General features: G+C 70.8%; 11 protein-coding genes. 5 read left to right on the top strand and 6 right to left on the bottom strand.

Going from position 1 to position 15,479, the window contains the following annotated elements; genetic code table 11:
• Positions 1-62: 62 nt before the first annotated feature.
• The gene (locus ACWD3H_RS03000; protein WP_451953823.1) at positions 63-5,096 is read right to left on the bottom strand and encodes an ATP-dependent helicase; all 5,034 of its coding nucleotides are present in this window, start codon (positions 5,094-5,096) and stop codon (positions 63-65) included.
• A gap of 275 nt (positions 5,097-5,371) precedes the next feature.
• Here ACWD3H_RS03000 and ACWD3H_RS02995 point away from each other — a divergent pair, with 275 nt between their 5' ends.
• Complete coding sequence (locus tag ACWD3H_RS02995) at positions 5,372-5,860, top strand: VOC family protein (RefSeq protein ID WP_451953822.1); 489 nt, start codon at positions 5,372-5,374, stop codon at positions 5,858-5,860.
• Positions 5,861-6,096: 236 nt separating this feature from the next.
• The gene (locus ACWD3H_RS02990; RefSeq protein ID WP_030904097.1) at positions 6,097-6,291 is read left to right on the top strand and encodes a DUF3046 domain-containing protein; all 195 of its coding nucleotides are present in this window, start codon (positions 6,097-6,099) and stop codon (positions 6,289-6,291) included.
• Between the two features lie 17 nt (positions 6,292-6,308).
• Here the strand turns inward: ACWD3H_RS02990 and ACWD3H_RS02985 are convergent, their stop codons facing one another.
• A complete protein-coding gene (locus ACWD3H_RS02985) occupies positions 6,309-6,587 on the bottom strand; it encodes a hypothetical protein (RefSeq protein ID WP_451953821.1) in 279 nt (92 codons plus the stop codon).
• Positions 6,588-6,913: 326 nt separating this feature from the next.
• Between ACWD3H_RS02985 and recA the strand changes: the two genes are divergently transcribed.
• The 3 genes from recA to rny all read left to right on the top strand — a co-directional run bounded on the left by recA (position 6,914) and on the right by rny (position 10,763).
• Entirely contained in the window at positions 6,914-8,044 is a 1,131-nt protein-coding gene (gene recA, locus ACWD3H_RS02980; protein ID WP_355549042.1) for a recombinase RecA, read from the top strand.
• Positions 8,045-8,057: 13 nt separating this feature from the next.
• Positions 8,058-8,867 carry a recombination regulator RecX gene (recX, locus tag ACWD3H_RS02975; protein WP_451953820.1) on the top strand — a complete coding sequence of 270 codons (810 nt, stop codon included), beginning with the start codon at positions 8,058-8,060 and terminating at the stop codon, positions 8,865-8,867.
• A gap of 285 nt (positions 8,868-9,152) precedes the next feature.
• Positions 9,153-10,763, top strand: a complete 1,611-nt coding sequence (gene rny / locus ACWD3H_RS02970) for a ribonuclease Y (RefSeq protein ID WP_350913146.1) — start codon at positions 9,153-9,155, stop codon at positions 10,761-10,763.
• Positions 10,764-10,835: 72 nt separating this feature from the next.
• On the opposite strand, the gene ACWD3H_RS02965 is transcribed toward rny, so the two are convergent.
• From ACWD3H_RS02965 to ACWD3H_RS02950, 4 genes are all read right to left on the bottom strand, one after another.
• Complete coding sequence (locus ACWD3H_RS02965) at positions 10,836-12,713, bottom strand: S9 family peptidase (protein ID WP_451953819.1); 1,878 nt, start codon at positions 12,711-12,713, stop codon at positions 10,836-10,838.
• Positions 12,714-12,963: 250 nt separating this feature from the next.
• Positions 12,964-13,908: an amino acid ABC transporter permease gene (locus tag ACWD3H_RS02960; RefSeq protein WP_355549048.1), complete on the bottom strand. Its 945-nt coding sequence runs from the start codon at positions 13,906-13,908 to the stop codon at positions 12,964-12,966.
• Positions 13,905-14,573, bottom strand: a complete 669-nt coding sequence (locus ACWD3H_RS02955; RefSeq protein ID WP_451953818.1) for an amino acid ABC transporter permease — start codon at positions 14,571-14,573, stop codon at positions 13,905-13,907. Before ACWD3H_RS02955 ends, ACWD3H_RS02960 begins: the two co-directional genes overlap by 4 nt.
• A gap of 59 nt (positions 14,574-14,632) precedes the next feature.
• Positions 14,633-15,451 (bottom strand): glutamate ABC transporter substrate-binding protein, encoded by an 819-nt coding sequence (locus ACWD3H_RS02950; protein WP_451953817.1) that lies wholly within the window; start codon positions 15,449-15,451, stop codon positions 14,633-14,635.
• Positions 15,452-15,479 lie beyond the last annotated feature (28 nt).

Raw genomic sequence — 15,479 nt, 5'->3', positions numbered from 1 at the left:
CGGCGACACGATGAGGCACCGCCCGGCGGGCCGAGGTGGGCAGAGGCTCCGACGGCCAGGTGCTAACCCCGCAGACGCAGCCCCCGGGGGGTCGGGTGGAAGCCCGCGGACTCCAGGGCGGCGGCCAGGGGGGAGTCGTTGATGGCGGTGCCGTCCGCGCGCTCGACGGTCAGCTTGCCGAGGGCGCCGTCGCGTACGGCGAGCGCGAGGGCGTCGACGGCGGGCCTGAGGCGGTCGTCTCCGGAGAAGGAGAGCAGGGTCTTACCGCCGCGCTCGACATAGAGGATCAGGTGCCCGTCGACGAGCACGACCAGGGATCCGGCCTTCCTGCCCGGCTTGTGGGACACCTCGCCAGGGTGGGCGGGCCACGGCAGGGCCGCCCCGTACGGGTTGGCCGGGTCGGTCGCCGCCAGCACCACCGCTCGCCGGCCGCTTTCCCCCGCGCCCTCGGGCTTCCGGGAGCTCCACGGGTCGGGTACCGGTGCCGCGCTCGGCGGTGCGGTGAGTGAGACGGACATGGCGCGCATCCGGTCGACGGCACCGGGAAGGGCGAACTGGGCGCCGCCCAGCCCCTCCACGAAGTAGCCCCTGCGGCACCGGCCGCTCTCCTCGAAGGCGCGAAGCACCTGGTAGACGGCGGCGAACCCGCCGGGCAGCCGCTCGGCGGTCACCGCGCCCCTGGTCACCACGCCGTACCGCTCCAGCAGCACCTCGGCCTGGGCGTGGGCGCGCTGGGTGGCGTCCTCGGCGGGGGCGGGCAGCGTCCACCAGCGCCCGCCCACCGTGGGCGGGCCGCTCCGGCTCGGCAGCACCGCCCGCCGACGCCGGGTCGGAGCCGGGCGATGCGCGGGGCGCCCCGTCCCGAGCGTGGCCCGCAGCGGCGCCAGCGTGTCACCGGTGATCCGGCCCGACCACACCAGGTCCCACACGGCGGCCGACAGGGCACGGTCGTCCGGGACCGAACCGGCCAGAAGAACGCCGGCCCGGCTCGCCAGCTCGCGGAAGAAGAGCGCGCCCCCACCGCCCAGCACCTCCAGCACCGCCCCGTGCACCGGGGTCAGCGTGATGTCGGCGGGATCGGGCATCAGCAGCGGCGCGGTGTCGGCGAAGTAGAGCGACACCCAGCCGTCGCCACCCGGCAGAGACCCCTGCCCCGCCCAGATCACCTCGCCGGAGGCCGTCAGCTCGTCCAGCAGCGACGGGTCGTATCCGGGCACCCGCGAGGGCAGGATCAGCGTCTCCAGCGCCGAAGCGGGCACCGCCGAGCCCTGTAACTGCTCGATCGCGCTCACCAGCGCGTCGATCGGCGGCCTGCCCCGCCGCGGGGAGTCGGTGATGCCGTGCCAGGCGGGGGCGAAGACGGCCAGAGTCTCCGCGGAGACCGGTTCCACCTCCTTGCGGAGCCTGGCCAGGGACCTGCGGCGCAGCATCCGCAGCACCCCGGCGTCACACCACTCCTCGCCTCGGCCACCCGGCCTGAACTCCCCGCTCACCACCCGCCCGGAGGCCGCCAGGCGGCGCAACGCGTCGGTGACGACCGCGGTGCCGAGGCCGAACCTGGCCGCGGCCGTGCTCGCGGAGAAGGGGGCGCGCGTGCGGGCGTGCCTGGCGAGCAGGTCGCCCAGCGGATCGTCCACCGGTTCCAGGAACGCGTGCGGCACTCCCATCGGCAGCGGCACGCCGAGCGCGTCGCGCAGCCGGGCGGCGTCCTCGATCGCCGCCCACCGCTCCTGCCCGGCCACCCGAACCCTGATCGCCCGCCGGGAACCCTCCAGCATGGCCAGCCACGCCGGGTCACCCTCGCGCACGCTCACGTCCTCGGCCACCAGGGGGCCGTGGGAGCGGAGCAGGTCGGCCAGGTCCTCGGCGTCGCGCAGCGGCCGGTCCAGCCGGGCCAGCTCCCGCTCGGTGTCGGCGATCACATCGGGGTCGAGCAGTTCGCGCAGGTCGGCCTGGCCCAGCAGCTCGGCCAGCAGGCTCGTGTCGAGCGCGAGTGCCTGGGCGCGGCGCTCGGCCAGCGGAGCATCCCCCTCGTACATGAACGCGCCGATGTAGTTGAACAGCAGCGACGCGGCGAACGGCGACGCCTTCCCGGTCTCCACCTCCACCAGCCGGACCCGCCGCGCCTCGATGTCGCGCATCAGCCGGACCAGCCCCGGAACGTCGAACACGTCCTGAAGACACTCGCGCATCGTCTCCAGCACCACGGGGAACGACGCGTAGCGGCCGGCCACGTTCAGCAGGTGCGACGCGCGCTGCCGCTGCTGCCAGAGCGGCGACCGCCTGCCCGGCACGCGGCGCGGCAGCAGCAGGGACCGCCCCGCGCACTCGCGGAACCGCGCCGCGAACAGCGCCGAACCGCCGAGCTCCTCGGTGACGATCCGCTCGATCTCGTCCGGGTCGAAGGCGGCGATGTCGGACGGAGGTTCCGAGAGAGTGTCGGGGATGCGCAGCACGATCCCGTCGTCGGAGTGCACGGCCTGCACGTCGACGCCGTAGCGCTCCCGCAGCCGCCGCCCGATCGCCAGCGCCCACGGCGCGTGTACCCGTGCTCCGTACGGGGAGTGCACCACCACCCGCCAGTCGCCCAGCTCGTCGTGGAACCGCTCGACCAGCAACGTCCGGTCGTCGGGCACATAACCGGTCGCCTGCCGCTGCTCGGCCAGGTAGGCGAGCAGGTTGGCCGCGGCGAACCCGTCCAGCCCCGCCGCCCTGATCCTCTCCAGCGCCCCATCCCGTGCCGCGTTTCCGGCCTCGGCGTTTTCCGTCCCCGCGCTTTCCGCTTCTGCCTTCGCCCTTCCCGACTTAGGGTTTCCCGTCCCTGAGCCCGGTGTTTCCGGATGCCCTGTCCTCGTGCCTCCCGTCCGTGCGTTCCCCGCGACCGAGCTCGGCGTTCCTCGGGCTCCCGCCCCCGCGTCCCTCGGCAGCGCGCTCTCCGTACCACCGTCTCCCGCCTCGGCGTCCGCGCCCGCCGAGGACATCTGGCGGAGGAACGCGCCGATGGCCTTCCCCAGCTCCGCCGGGCGCCCCGCGGTGTCGCCGTGCCAGAACGGGAGCTTCCCCGGCTGTCCGGGCGCGGGAGTGACCAGCACCCGGTCAGCCGTGATCTCCTCGATCCGCCAGGAGGTCGCGCCCAGCACGAACACGTCACCGGCCCGCGACTCGTAGACCATCTCCTCGTCCAGCTCACCCACCCGGGAGGACTTCTCCCCGACCAGGAACACGCCGAACAACCCCCGGTCGGGGATCGTGCCGCCGTTGGTGACCGCCAGCCGCTGGGCTCCGGGACGGCCTCGCAGGGTGCCGGCCACCCGATCCCAGACGATGCGCGGTCGCAGCTCGGCGAACTCCTCGCTCGGGTAGCGCCCGGCGAGCATGTCGAGGGTCGCCTCCAGCGCGCTTCTGGGCAGCGTCCGGTAGGGGGCGGCTCGTCGTACCACCTCCTCCAGCTCGTCGACGGTCCACTCGTCCAGCGCGGTCATCGCCACGATCTGCTGGGCGAGGACGTCGAGAGGATTGCGCGGATAGCGCAGCTCCTCGATCTCCCCACTTCTCATCCGTTCGGCCACCACGGCCGTCTGGACCAGGTCACCCCGGTACTTGGGAAAGATCACACCACGTGAGACGGCTCCCACCTGGTGCCCGGCCCTGCCGATCCGCTGCAGGCCGCTCGCCACGCTCGGCGGTGCCCCCACACAGGCCACCAGGTCCACCGCACCCATGTCGATGCCGAGTTCCAGGCTGGAGGTCGCGACCACGGCGGGCAGTCGCCCGGACTTGAGCGCCTCCTCGATCTGGGAACGCTCCTCCTTCGACACCGACCCGTGGTGGGCCCGCACGATCTCCGGGACGACCCCCTTGGCCGAACCGGCCTGCGCCATCATGGCCGCCGGGGTGGAGAGGGAGGCGGGGAGCTCGGGGAAGTTCTCGGCCCAGTGCGCGGGATCCGCCTCCGTGCCCTCCTCGGCCCGCTCCGCCTCGGCGGCCCGCCGCTCCCACGCCAGCTCGTTGAGGCGGGTACAGAGCCGTTCGGCCAGCCGCCGTGAGTTGGCGAACACGATCGTGGAACCGTGCCCCCCGATCAGGTCGAACAGCCGCTCCTCCACATGCGGCCAGATCGACCGCTTGGCCGGGGTCTCGGTCAGCCACCGGTCGTCGTCGGAGGCGGGGGAGGTGGGCGGCGTGTCGAGCTCTGTCATGTCCTCGATCGGGACGACCACCTCGACCTCGATCTCCTTACCCGCGGGCGGCTGGACCACGGTCGCCGGACGGGGCCCGCCCAGGAAGGCGGCGACCTCGCTCACCGGCCGTACGGTCGCCGACAGGCCGACGCGCTGCGCGGGCCGGGGCAGGAGGGCGTCGAGCCGCTCCAGGCTGAGTGCCAGGTGCGCGCCGCGCTTGGTGGCGGCCACCGCGTGCACCTCGTCGACGATGACCGTCTCCACGCCGCGCAGTGCCTCGCGGGCCTGGCTGGTGAGCAGCAGGAACAGCGACTCGGGGGTGGTGATCAGAATGTCTGACGGCCTGGTCGCGAACCGGCGCCGCTCCTCGGCTGAGGTGTCGCCCGAGCGGATCGCCACCGAGATCTCCGGCACCGGGAGGCCGAGCCTGCTCGCGGTCTGTCGCAGCCCGGCCAGCGGCGCCCGGAGGTTGCGCTCGATGTCGACGGCCAGAGCCTTGAGCGGCGACACGTAGAGGACCCGGCACAGCCTCGGTGGCTTCTCGTCCCGCCGGGAACGGCTCCGCCTCCCCCCGGCGCCCGTGCCGCCCGTCATGTCCGGGACGGCGGCGCCCGCCGGGGCGTCCATGATCGTGGTGGCGGCTCCGGCGCTTCCGGGGAACCCGGCGTCCTCGCCGGGCGGGGGAGACCCGGTGGCCGAGTGCCCGGCCGCCAGCCGGTCGAGCGACCACAGAAAGGCGGCCAGCGTCTTGCCGGAGCCCGTGGGGGCGACCACCAGGGTGTTGTCACCCCGGGCGATCGCCGCCCACGCCCCCTCCTGTGCCGCGGTCGGCGCGGCGAAGGCCCCGGTGAACCAGTCCCTGGTCATCCGGGTGAAGTGCCCCAGCGCCCCGTCCGCGCCCGCCGTCTCGCTCATCGCGCCCCCTGCCTCCCGGCTCGGCCGGCCAACCGGGCCACCGCCCATACTGCACGGCGCCACCGACAGAACCCGTCACCGCCTGCCGCGGGCCGGTGGCCGGCTCATCGGCTGCGGATACGTGATCCACCGGTGCCACCGCCAGATCACCGGATCTGTACGCCGGAGGCGTTCGACGGGGCATCGCCGGTATGGCTCGCCCCAGGAGTAGGTTGGCTCCTGTCGCCGCAGGCATGCTTTGGCGAACACAGGACGCATTGAGTGGTGAGCTAACGGTGAGCATCGACTACCAGGCCATCGAGGCGAAACGCGAGCGGATCAAGGCGGAGCACCTCAGGGAGAACCGTCCGCCGAGCAGCGCGAGAGGGCTGCACCACTTCGCGCTGATCTCCTCAGACGTCGAGACGACGATCAGGTTCTACCAGGACCTGCTGGAGTTCCCCCTCACGGAGATCTTCGAGAACCGCGACTACCAGGGGTCGAACCACTTCTTCTTCGACATCGGCAACGGCAACCTCCTCGCCTTCTTCGACTTCCCGGGGCTGGACCTCGGCCCCTACCGGGAGGTCCTCGGCGGGCTCCACCACGTCGCCATCTCCGTGGACCCCTCCACCTGGGAGCGCCTGCGAGGCAAGCTGGCGGCGGCGGGCGTGCCGCACCAGGTGGAGAGCGGTACCTCCATCTACTTCACCGACCCGGACGGGGCGCGCGTGGAACTGCTCGCCGACCCCCTCGGCGAGATGTACGGCTCCCGCGTGCTCTGACGGTCCGCGCCGCCCCTCAGCCGCGAGCCGGTCGCCCTCGGTTACGGTTCCCGCGTGCTCCGACGGTCCGCCCTGCCCCCGTGGCGGCCCGTACTCCCGCCGACGCGCGGACCCCGCCCCCGCCGGTCCCCGTCCCCGGGTCTCCCTTTCACCGAGACCGGGCGACCGGGACGCCGCCGACGTGCGGCGTGCCGGGCGCGGGCCGCGGCACGCCGGTGTGGTCTCATACTTGGGGCATGCGCCTGTCGGATTTCTGGAAGCGGATGAAGCTGCACTTCGGTGACCAGTACGCCGAGTCGTGGGCCCATGACTACGTCATCGCCGACCTCGGCGGCCGGACCGTGATCCAGGCGCTGGCCGAGGGGGTCGGGGCGAAGGAGGTCTGGCACGCCGTGTGCGGGGTGACCGACGTCTCTCCCAGGCTCCGCTGAGGAGTGGCCGGGGATGGTCAGGAGGGCTCCGTGGGTGGAGCGAGAAGTCTCTCCACCGAGCCGGCCGCGTGCACGGGGTCGTCGGCACTCTCCTCGCCGTCCGGCGACCACAGAAACAGCCAGCCGTCCCTGACGGGGGTGGCGAAGACGATGGTCTGCCGGCCGCTGTCCGGATGCCATACCCACAACACCGGAGCGGCGCCTCCGAGGGTGCGGCTCACCAGCCCCCGTTGTCGCAGTTCGGCGGCCAGGGAGTCGAGATGGGCTAGGCGTTGCTGCGTGAACGTGTTGGGCACGTCGGGCACCTCGGGTCGTTTCCCCTCAGGATCGCCCCAGGTCAGCCTGGTTACAACAGGCTCAGGACAATTCCCGGAAATGTCGCCTCCCGGATGGGTCCGCGCTCCTCGCGACCACGGCCCCAGGTCTGTGACCGGCCCCGCGCGGAAGAGTCCCGCGGTGGATCACGGTTCCCGGAACACGTGATGCCAACGGGCCGCGATCGAACAGTCGTTCGGCTATATTGAACAGGCCGTCACTCCTGGCGTGCCCTCCCGAAATTGTCGGCGGCACCCCGTAGCTTTCTGGCAACCGATCCAACCCGCGACCCTCCAGGGGGGCTCCCATGGCAGCTAACGACCGCGAGAAGGCGCTCGAGACCGCGCTCGCTCAGATCGAGCGGCAGTTCGGCAAGGGCTCCATCATGCGCCTGGGCGACGAGACCCGGGCGCCCATCGAGGTGGTCCCCACCGGTTCCATCGCGCTCGACGTGGCGCTCGGCATCGGGGGCTTCCCGCGCGGCCGTATCGTCGAGGTCTACGGTCCCGAGTCCTCGGGAAAGACCACGATCGCCCTGCACGCGGTGGCCAACGCCCAGCGTGGCGGCGGCATCGCCGCGTTCATCGACGCCGAGCACGCGCTCGACCCCGAGTACGCCCAGAAGCTGGGCGTCGACACCGACGCGCTGCTCGTCTCCCAGCCGGACACCGGCGAGCAGGCGCTGGAGATCGCCGACATGCTGATCCGGTCCGGCGCCGTCGACCTGCTGGTCATCGACTCGGTCGCGGCCCTGGTGCCCAAGGCCGAGATCGAGGGTGAGATGGGCGACAGTCACGTCGGCCTCCAGGCACGCCTGATGTCCCAGGCGCTGCGCAAGGTCGCGGGCGCGCTCAACAACACCGGCACCACCGCGATCTTCATCAACCAGCTCCGCGAGAAGATCGGCGTCATGTTCGGCTCGCCCGAGACCACGACCGGTGGAAAGGCGCTGAAGTTCTATGCCTCGGTCCGTCTCGACATCCGCCGTATCGAGACGCTGAAGGACGGCACCGAGGCGGTCGGCAACCGCACCCGGGTGAAGGTCGTCAAGAACAAGATGGCCCCGCCCTTCCGGGTGGCCGACTTCGACATCCTCTACGGCGTCGGCATCTCCCGCGAGGGCGGCCTGATCGACATGGGTGTGGAGCACGGCTTCGTCCGCAAGTCCGGAGCCTGGTACACCTACGAGGGCGACCAGCTCGGCCAGGGCAAGGAGAACGCGCGAAACTTCCTCAAGAACCACCCGGACATGGCGAACGAGATCGAGAAGAAGATCAAGGAGAAGCTCGGCGTCGGCCCGCGCGTCGACAGCCCGGCCACCCCGCCGCCCGCCGCTCCGGTGACCGCCGCGTCCGGCCGTGGTTCCGGTCCGGCTCCGGCGGCCGCCGCGTCCGGTCGCGGTTCCAAGGCGGCCACTCCCAAGCCGGGTGACGCCTGATTCGGGCTGAACGATGATGATGGGAGCCGACCTCGGTCCGCCCGGTGAGGTCGGGCCGAGAGACTGGGGTGCCTGGCCTGACGAGCCCCAGGTCGGCTCGCCGGGCAGAAGCGGGCGGGGGCGGGGCGATGGTCTCCCCGCTTCCGAGGGGGAGGCCGCAGGTCCTGCCGGTGGCGAGCCGCGAAGCCGGAAGGGACGTGGCTCCCGGCGTGGTGGGCGACGGTCCGGGGGCGGCTCCCCGGGCGCCCTTCCTGATGGCTTCCTTCCTGACGGACCGGTCGAGGAATCTCCCGCGAGGAAGGGAGCCGGGGCCGATCCGCAGGCGGTGGCGCGGGCGATCTGCCTGCGGCTGTTGACGATGGCGCCGCGCACCCGAGCTCAGCTCGCGGAGGCGCTGCGCAAGCGTGAGGTGCCCCAGGAGGCGGCGGACGCCGTGCTGGAGCGCTTCTCCGAGGTCGGGCTCATCGACGATGAGGCGTTCGCCGCGGCATGGGTGAGCTCTCGCCATGCCGGGCGGGGGCTTGCCAGAAAGGCCCTTGCCTCCGAGCTCCGGCACCGGGGGGTGGACGAGGAGACCGTGAAGGACGCGATGGAGCAGCTCGACCCCGAGCAGGAGGCGGAGACCGCCCGTGGCCTCGTGCGGCGCAAGCTCTCCTCGACCCGTGGCCTGGACCCCGCGGTCAGGACCCGCAGGCTGGCCGGCATGCTCGCTCGGAAGGGATACGGTCCTGGCCTGGCGTTTCGCGTTATCCGCGAAGTGCTGGAGGATGATGAGGCAGAAACAGCGCCATTCACGGAAGATTCGGGCTATCCCCTCGACTAGCTCAAAGCAGCCCGACGCTAGGTCTTTGCTTGCTCGTTACCTCTCTGACGCTTAATCTCAACGGCAGTGAGGAGTTACTCCGCGCAGTGCGGATTGTCATAGCGGTGTAATACGGACAAGCAGGCTTGGCGGATGAGGGCGAGAGAGCGGGCCGGCGGGAAAAGCCGGTGAGTGATCCCTCTGGGCTCACTTCTGTCCCGACAGCGCCGTCTCTTGAGCTTTCCGTGCCGTGCGTGTGACCCCTCGTGTGCTTGATATTTGCGACGCGAGGAAGGTGAGGCGCGCATGGATCCGGTCGTGGTCGTCATATTGGCAGTGGCGGTTGTGGCTCTTGTCGTGATGACAGCCGTGCTGGTCGTGTTGCTGCGTCGCATCGGAGGAGCCGGGCCAAGGGGCCTCACCTCGGAGCAGGAGGCCGAGGTCTCGGCCCAGCTGGAGGAGGCCAGGCGTGAGGCCGCCGGTATCCGGGCGAAGGCCCAGGACGACGCCGGAGAGCTCCTGCGCAAATCGGAGTCGGCGGTCGAGGCGGCGGCCGAGATGCGCAAGGAGGTCGAGGCCGAGGGCAAGGTGCTGAAATACGAGCTCAAGGAACTCCGGGCAGACCTCGAACGCAGGGAGAACCGGCTGGCCGAGCGGGAGCAGCGCCTCGACGATGAGGCCAGGCGCCAGGCCGACCGGGCCCGCAAGCTCGCCGAGACGGAGACCGAGCTGGCCGATCGCCGCGAGGATCTCGAACGGGTGGCCGAGGAGCGCAAGGCCATCCTGGAGCGGGTGTCCGGGCTCACCGGCGACCAGGCCAGAGCCGAGCTGGTCCGGGAGATCGAGAACCAGGCCAAGCGCGAGGCGGCCCTGATCGTCAGGGAGATCGAGAGCGAGGCACGCAAGGAGGGCGAGAAGCGCGCCACCAAGATCGTTACATTGGCGGTCCAGCGGGTGGCCACCGAGCAGACCGCCGAGTCCGTCGTGAGCGTCCTGCACCTGCCGGGTGACGAGATGAAGGGGCGCATCATCGGCCGCGAGGGCCGTAACATCCGTGCCTTCGAGTCGACCACCGGAGTCAACCTGATCATCGACGACACGCCGGAAGCCGTGTTGCTGTCGTGCTTCGACCCGGTCCGCCGCGAGACCGCGCGGCTGACCCTGGAGAAACTCGTCCTCGACGGCCGCATCCATCCGCAGCGCATCGAGGAGGCCCACGAGCGCAGCAAGGCCGAGGTCCAGGAGCTGTGCGTGCGGGCGGGGGAGGACGCCCTGGTGGAGCTCGCCATCACCGACATGCACCCCGAGCTGGTCACCCTCCTCGGCCAGCTCCGCTACCGCACCTCCTACGGTCAGAACGTGCTCGGCCACCTCATCGAGTCCGCCCACATCGCCGGTATCATGGCGGCCGAGCTGCGGCTCGACACGACGCTGCTCAAGCGCTGCACGCTCCTGCACGACATCGGCAAGGCCCTCACCCACGAGGTCGAGGGCAGCCACGCGCTCATCGGCGCCGAGATCGCCAGGCGGTACGGCGAGCACGAGGACGTGGTCCACGCCATCGAGGCCCACCACAACGAGGTCGAGGTCAAGACCGTCGAGGCCGTCCTCACCCAGGCCGCCGACGCGATCAGCGGCGGCCGTCCGGGCGCCCGCCGAGAGTCGCTGGAGGCCTACGTCAAGCGACTGGAGCGCCTGGAGGAGATCGCCGCCTCCTACGAGGGGGTCGAGAAGGTCTTCGCCATGCAGGCGGGCCGTGAGATCAGAGTCATGGTCAAGCCGGGCTCGGTCGACGACATCCAGGCTCAGGTGATCGCCCGCGACGTCGCCAAGCAGGTCGAGGAGGAGCTCACCTACCCCGGTCAGATCCGCATCACGGTCGTCCGTGAGTCCCGGGCCACCGAGTTCGCCCGCTGACCGGCCCGGCACTCGAAAGGTCGCCCGCCGGACGGAGACTCGCGCCGGGGGCGAGAGGCCGCAGGTGAGCGTTCAGACGTGGAAGATCTGCTGGTAGAAGGCGAGCTCGGTGGCCAGCGCCGCGCTGCGGGTCTCGGCGCGGCGGAAGCCGTGGGCCTCGCCCTCGAACGTGAGGTAGGTGCAGGGAATGCCACGCTCGGCGAGGGCGTCGACGAAGGCCTGCGACTGCTCAGGCGGGACCACGGGGTCGGAGAGGCCCTGCAGGAGCAGCATCGGGCAGCTCACCCCGGCCACCTGGCCGAGAGGCTCGCGCGAGGCGTACAGAACAGGATCTTCCGGGCCGATCAGCCATTCGATGTAGCGTGACTCGAAGTCGTGGGTGGTCGCGCTGAACGTGGCGAGCGAGCTTATGCCGTAGTAGGAGACGCCCCCGGCGAACGCGTCGGACGTGCAGCAGGCCGCCATGACCGTCCAGCCGCCCGCGCTGCCGCCCCGGATCGCGATCCGCGCCGGGTCGGCCAGTCCCTCCGCGGCCAGCCATTCGGCCGCGGCGATCGAGTCCTCGACGTCGACCACGCCCCACTGGCCGCGCAGCCGCTCGCGGTAGGCGCGGCCGTAGCCGGTGGAACCGCCGTAGTTGACGTCGATCACCCCGATGCCCCTGCTGGTGAAGAACGCCTTCTCCAGGTCGAGCGCTCCGACGCTGTGCCCGGTCGGCCCGCCATGCACGAACACGACGTACGGCGGGGGACCCTCGCCGCGCGCCGAGGGGTTGGACGGCGGGTAGAGGAACGCGTGCACCTCGCGCCCGAACCGGGTCTCGAACTCCACGGTTCTGGGGAGTGGCAGGTAGGCGGGGTCGGGCAGCTCGTTGATGTCCCTGCGCAGCTCCTGCGCGCCGCCGGTCACCGTGTCGACCCGGACGATCGAGCGGGACAGCGCCGGTCCGTACCCGATACCGACCAGGGCGTGCCCGTCGGTGGCCAGCGCCGGATCCCAGCCGTCGTAGGGCACGTCCAGGTCGCTCAGCAGGCCGCTGTCCGGGTCGAAGACGCCCAGCCGCAGACCGCCCAGCCCGTGCAGGACCGCGAGGCTGCCGTCGGCCATCAGCGCGTACGGTGTCGCGCCGAGCTGCCACAGCGGGCCCGCGAACTCCTCCTCCGCCGGGTAGAGCGCCCGGGTCGCGGTGCCGTATATCCCGACCAGGTAGAGGTTCCACCAGCCGGACCAGTCGGAGATCGCGTAGAGGTGCCGCTCGTCACGCCACTGCGGGGCGAGCACCGACTCGGAGATGCCCCCCTTGACCTTCCAGGAGGTGCCGTCGGCCAGCCGGCAGACCCGCAGCTCGGTTCCGTTCCACGGCATCTGGGGATGGTTCCAGCAGATGAAGGCCAGGTGCTCGCCGTCGGGGGAGACGGTGGGGGAGGCGTAGAAGTCGTGCCCGCTGATCCGCTCGCGGGGCTCGGCCTCGCCGGAGAGAGGGATCGACACGATCGACCGGCTCACCTCACCGTCGTCGTGCCGCTCCCTGACGCACCAGACCTGACCGTCGTGGACGAGGAGGTCCGCGTAGCGCAGGGCGGCGGACTGCTCGGGCTCGGGTGTGAGCGGCCGGGGCTCGCCATCGGTGGGCAGCAGGTAGAGCCGCTGGTCTGTGAAGTTCGTGAACACCAGGCCCTCGCCGGGCACCACCGCGTACGACCGCCCGCCGTACTCGTGGACCCTGGTCCTGGCGCTCCACGGCGCGCTCAGCAACTCGCGCCGCGTGCCGTCCGCGCTCTGGTGCACGATGGTGGTCCGACCGCCCTCGGCGGGACGGTCCTCGGTCCACCAGACCTCCTCGCCGAGCACCGTCGGGAACCCGAGGCGCAGCCCGGAGCGGGCGACGTCGGAAGTGGAGATCGGCGAGGGCCAGGTGGCGTACGGCAGGATGGCCTGCTCGGGGGACATGGCGCAATCCTGCCCGATAACCCGCTCCGTGTCGCCGGTATCACGCTCGCGTCACCAGAGATATGCCGCCGGCGGTCGGCACGAGCCGCAGGACCGGGGGGGAATGAGGGGGTAGAGGTAGTTGATCCGACCTCTTCCACAGGTGAGGATTTCACCGCCGGTGGGACCCTCACCTGCCGCGGAGCACCCGGCCCGGCATAGGAGGAGGGCGGCCACCGGACCCGGTGACCGCCCTCGACCGCTGCGGTTTCTATGGCGCCGGATTTCCCGGGCCGCCCTCGACCGCGGTCGGTGAGTCGGGCCGGGCGATCGGCTGTGCTGCCGTCTTCCTGCTGCGACGGCTCCGCATCTCCAGCCAGGTGGCGACGGTGCCCACCATCACGTTGATGATGATGTAGATGATCGCGATGACGATCACCGCGGGAATGATGTTGTTGAAGTTGGAGGGCAGCACGCGCGCCCCCGCGTTCAGCAGGTCCTCGAACGACACGATGAAGCCCAGGGCGGTGTCCTTCAGCAGCACCACCAGCTGCGCGACGATGGCCGGCATCATCACGGTGACAGCCTGCGGCAGCAGGATCATCCGCATCACCTGACCGGGACGCAGGCCGACCGCCAGCGCGGCCTCCCGCTGTCCCCGGGGGATCGACAGGATGCCCGCCCGCACGATCTCCGCCAGCACCGAGCCGTTGTACAGGACCAGGCCGACGACCACCGCGGTGAACGGCGTCACGGTGAGCCCGAAGACCGCGCTCCCGCCGAACATCACCGCGAAGATCATGATCAGCAGCGGGATCGCCCTGAAGAACTCGACCACCGCACCCGCCGCGAGGCGGATCCAGGCCCGTTCCGAGAGCCGGCCGATGCCGAAGACGAAGCCGAACGGCACCGCGATCACGGCGGCGACCGCGGCCGCGCTGAGCGTGTTCAGCAGGCCGGGCAGGATCAGGTTGAGCCACACGTCGCCGCGCAGGAACGGCGTCCACATCTCGGCGCTGAGCTGGTTCTTCTCGTCGAGCTTGGTCACCATCACGTACACCGCGAACAGCGTGGCGGCGATGACCAGCACGGTGAGCACGGTGTTGCGGATCCTGGCCCTGGGACCGGGAATGTCGTACAGGACGCTGACGCGCTCGGAGTTCCCGGCGCGCCCGCGCGCCGGGCGCCGGGGGCGCTCGGTGGTCACCGCGGTCATCGGACCACCGCCAGACGCTTGGCCAGCCAGCCGAACAGCAGCCCGGTCGGCAGGGTCAGGATCAGGAAGCCCAGCGCGAACCCGGCGAAGATCTGCACGACCGCGTCGCCGTGCGCCTCGAAGAGCGTTTTCATCGTCAGGGACGCCTCTCCGACCCCGATGGCGGCGGCGATCGTGGTGTTCTTGGTCAGCGCGATCAGGATGCTGCCCAGCGGGGCGATCACCGCGCGGAACGCCTGGGGCAGCACGATCAGCCTCAGGTTCTGGCCGAAGGTGAGCCCGATGGCCCGGGCCGCCTCGGCCTGGCCGACCGGCACCGTGTTGATCCCGGCCCGGAGGGCCTCACAGACGAACGCCGCGGTGTAGGCGGACAGGCCGATGATGGAGAGCCACATGTAGTTGGTGGACAAACTCGTGGAGAACGAGACGTCCAGGACCAGTCCGAGGCCCAGCCCGCAGAACACGATCACCAGGGTCAGCGGGGTGTTCCGCAGGACGTTCACGTACGTCGTGCCGATTCCGCGCAGCACAGGTAACGGGCTGACCCGCATCCCCGCGAGGATCGTCCCGAGCACGAGCGCCACCAGCCCGCTGGCGAGAGTGAGCCGGATCGTCAGCCAGAAAGCGCCCAGAATGACCGGGAATTCATCGAAGAGTGCCTGCACTCGTCCCTCCAGTGGTCACCGGCCGGGGCGTCCGCGCGCCCCGGCCGAGATGTGACCGGTCAGTAGCGCTCGACAGCCGGCGGGTTGGTGAAGAACTTCCCGAACTCCCCGAAGTTGGCGTCGACGGCCTTCTTCCAGCTGCCGTCCTGGAACATCTTCTCCACCGCCGCGTTGACCTTCTCGCGGGTCTCCTTGTCCTCCAGCTTCAGGCCGATGCCGTACTTCTCCTCGGAGAAGGGCTGGCCGACGAGGCGGAACTTGCCGGGGGACTGGGCGGCGAAGCCGGCCAGGATCGTCGCGTCCGTGGAGATCGCGTCAACCTGCTTGTTCTCCAGCAGGGGCAGGCAGGCGCCGTAGCCCTGCTGCTCGGTGAGGAACTGGCTCTTCCACTCGTCGCCGAACTTCTCGACCAGGCGCGCGGGAGAGGACGAGCCCTGAGCGCCGCAGACCTTCTTGGTCTTGAGGTCCTCGACACTGCTGATCGTGGTGTCGTCCGCCCGGGTCAGGATGTCCTGGCCGGTGACCAGGTACGGGCCGGCGAAGGAGACCTTCTTCTTGCGGTCGTCGGTGATCGAGTAGGTCGCGATCACCGCGTTGACCTGGCCCTGCTGGATGAAGGACTCACGGTTGGCCGAGATGGCCTCCTTGAACTCAATCTTGTCGTCGGCGTAGCCGAGCTCCTTGGCGACATACCTGGCCACATCGACGTCGAAACCCTTGAAGGAGCCGTCGGGCTGCTTCTGCCCGAGGCCGGGCTGGTCGACCTTGATACCCACGACGAACTTGTCGCTTCCGCTGCCGCCGTCACCGCACGCGGTCAGGCCGGCCATCGCCGCGGCGGCTGCGATCACCACGGCTCCAATACGACGTACACGCATTCTTGCTACCTCGTCTTTCCTCAGGGGT

It is taken from the genome of Streptosporangium sp. NPDC002607 (genome assembly GCF_053592655.1).
The sequence above is the reverse complement of the archived record's forward strand: the minus strand, read 5'-3'. Positions and strand labels throughout refer to the sequence as shown.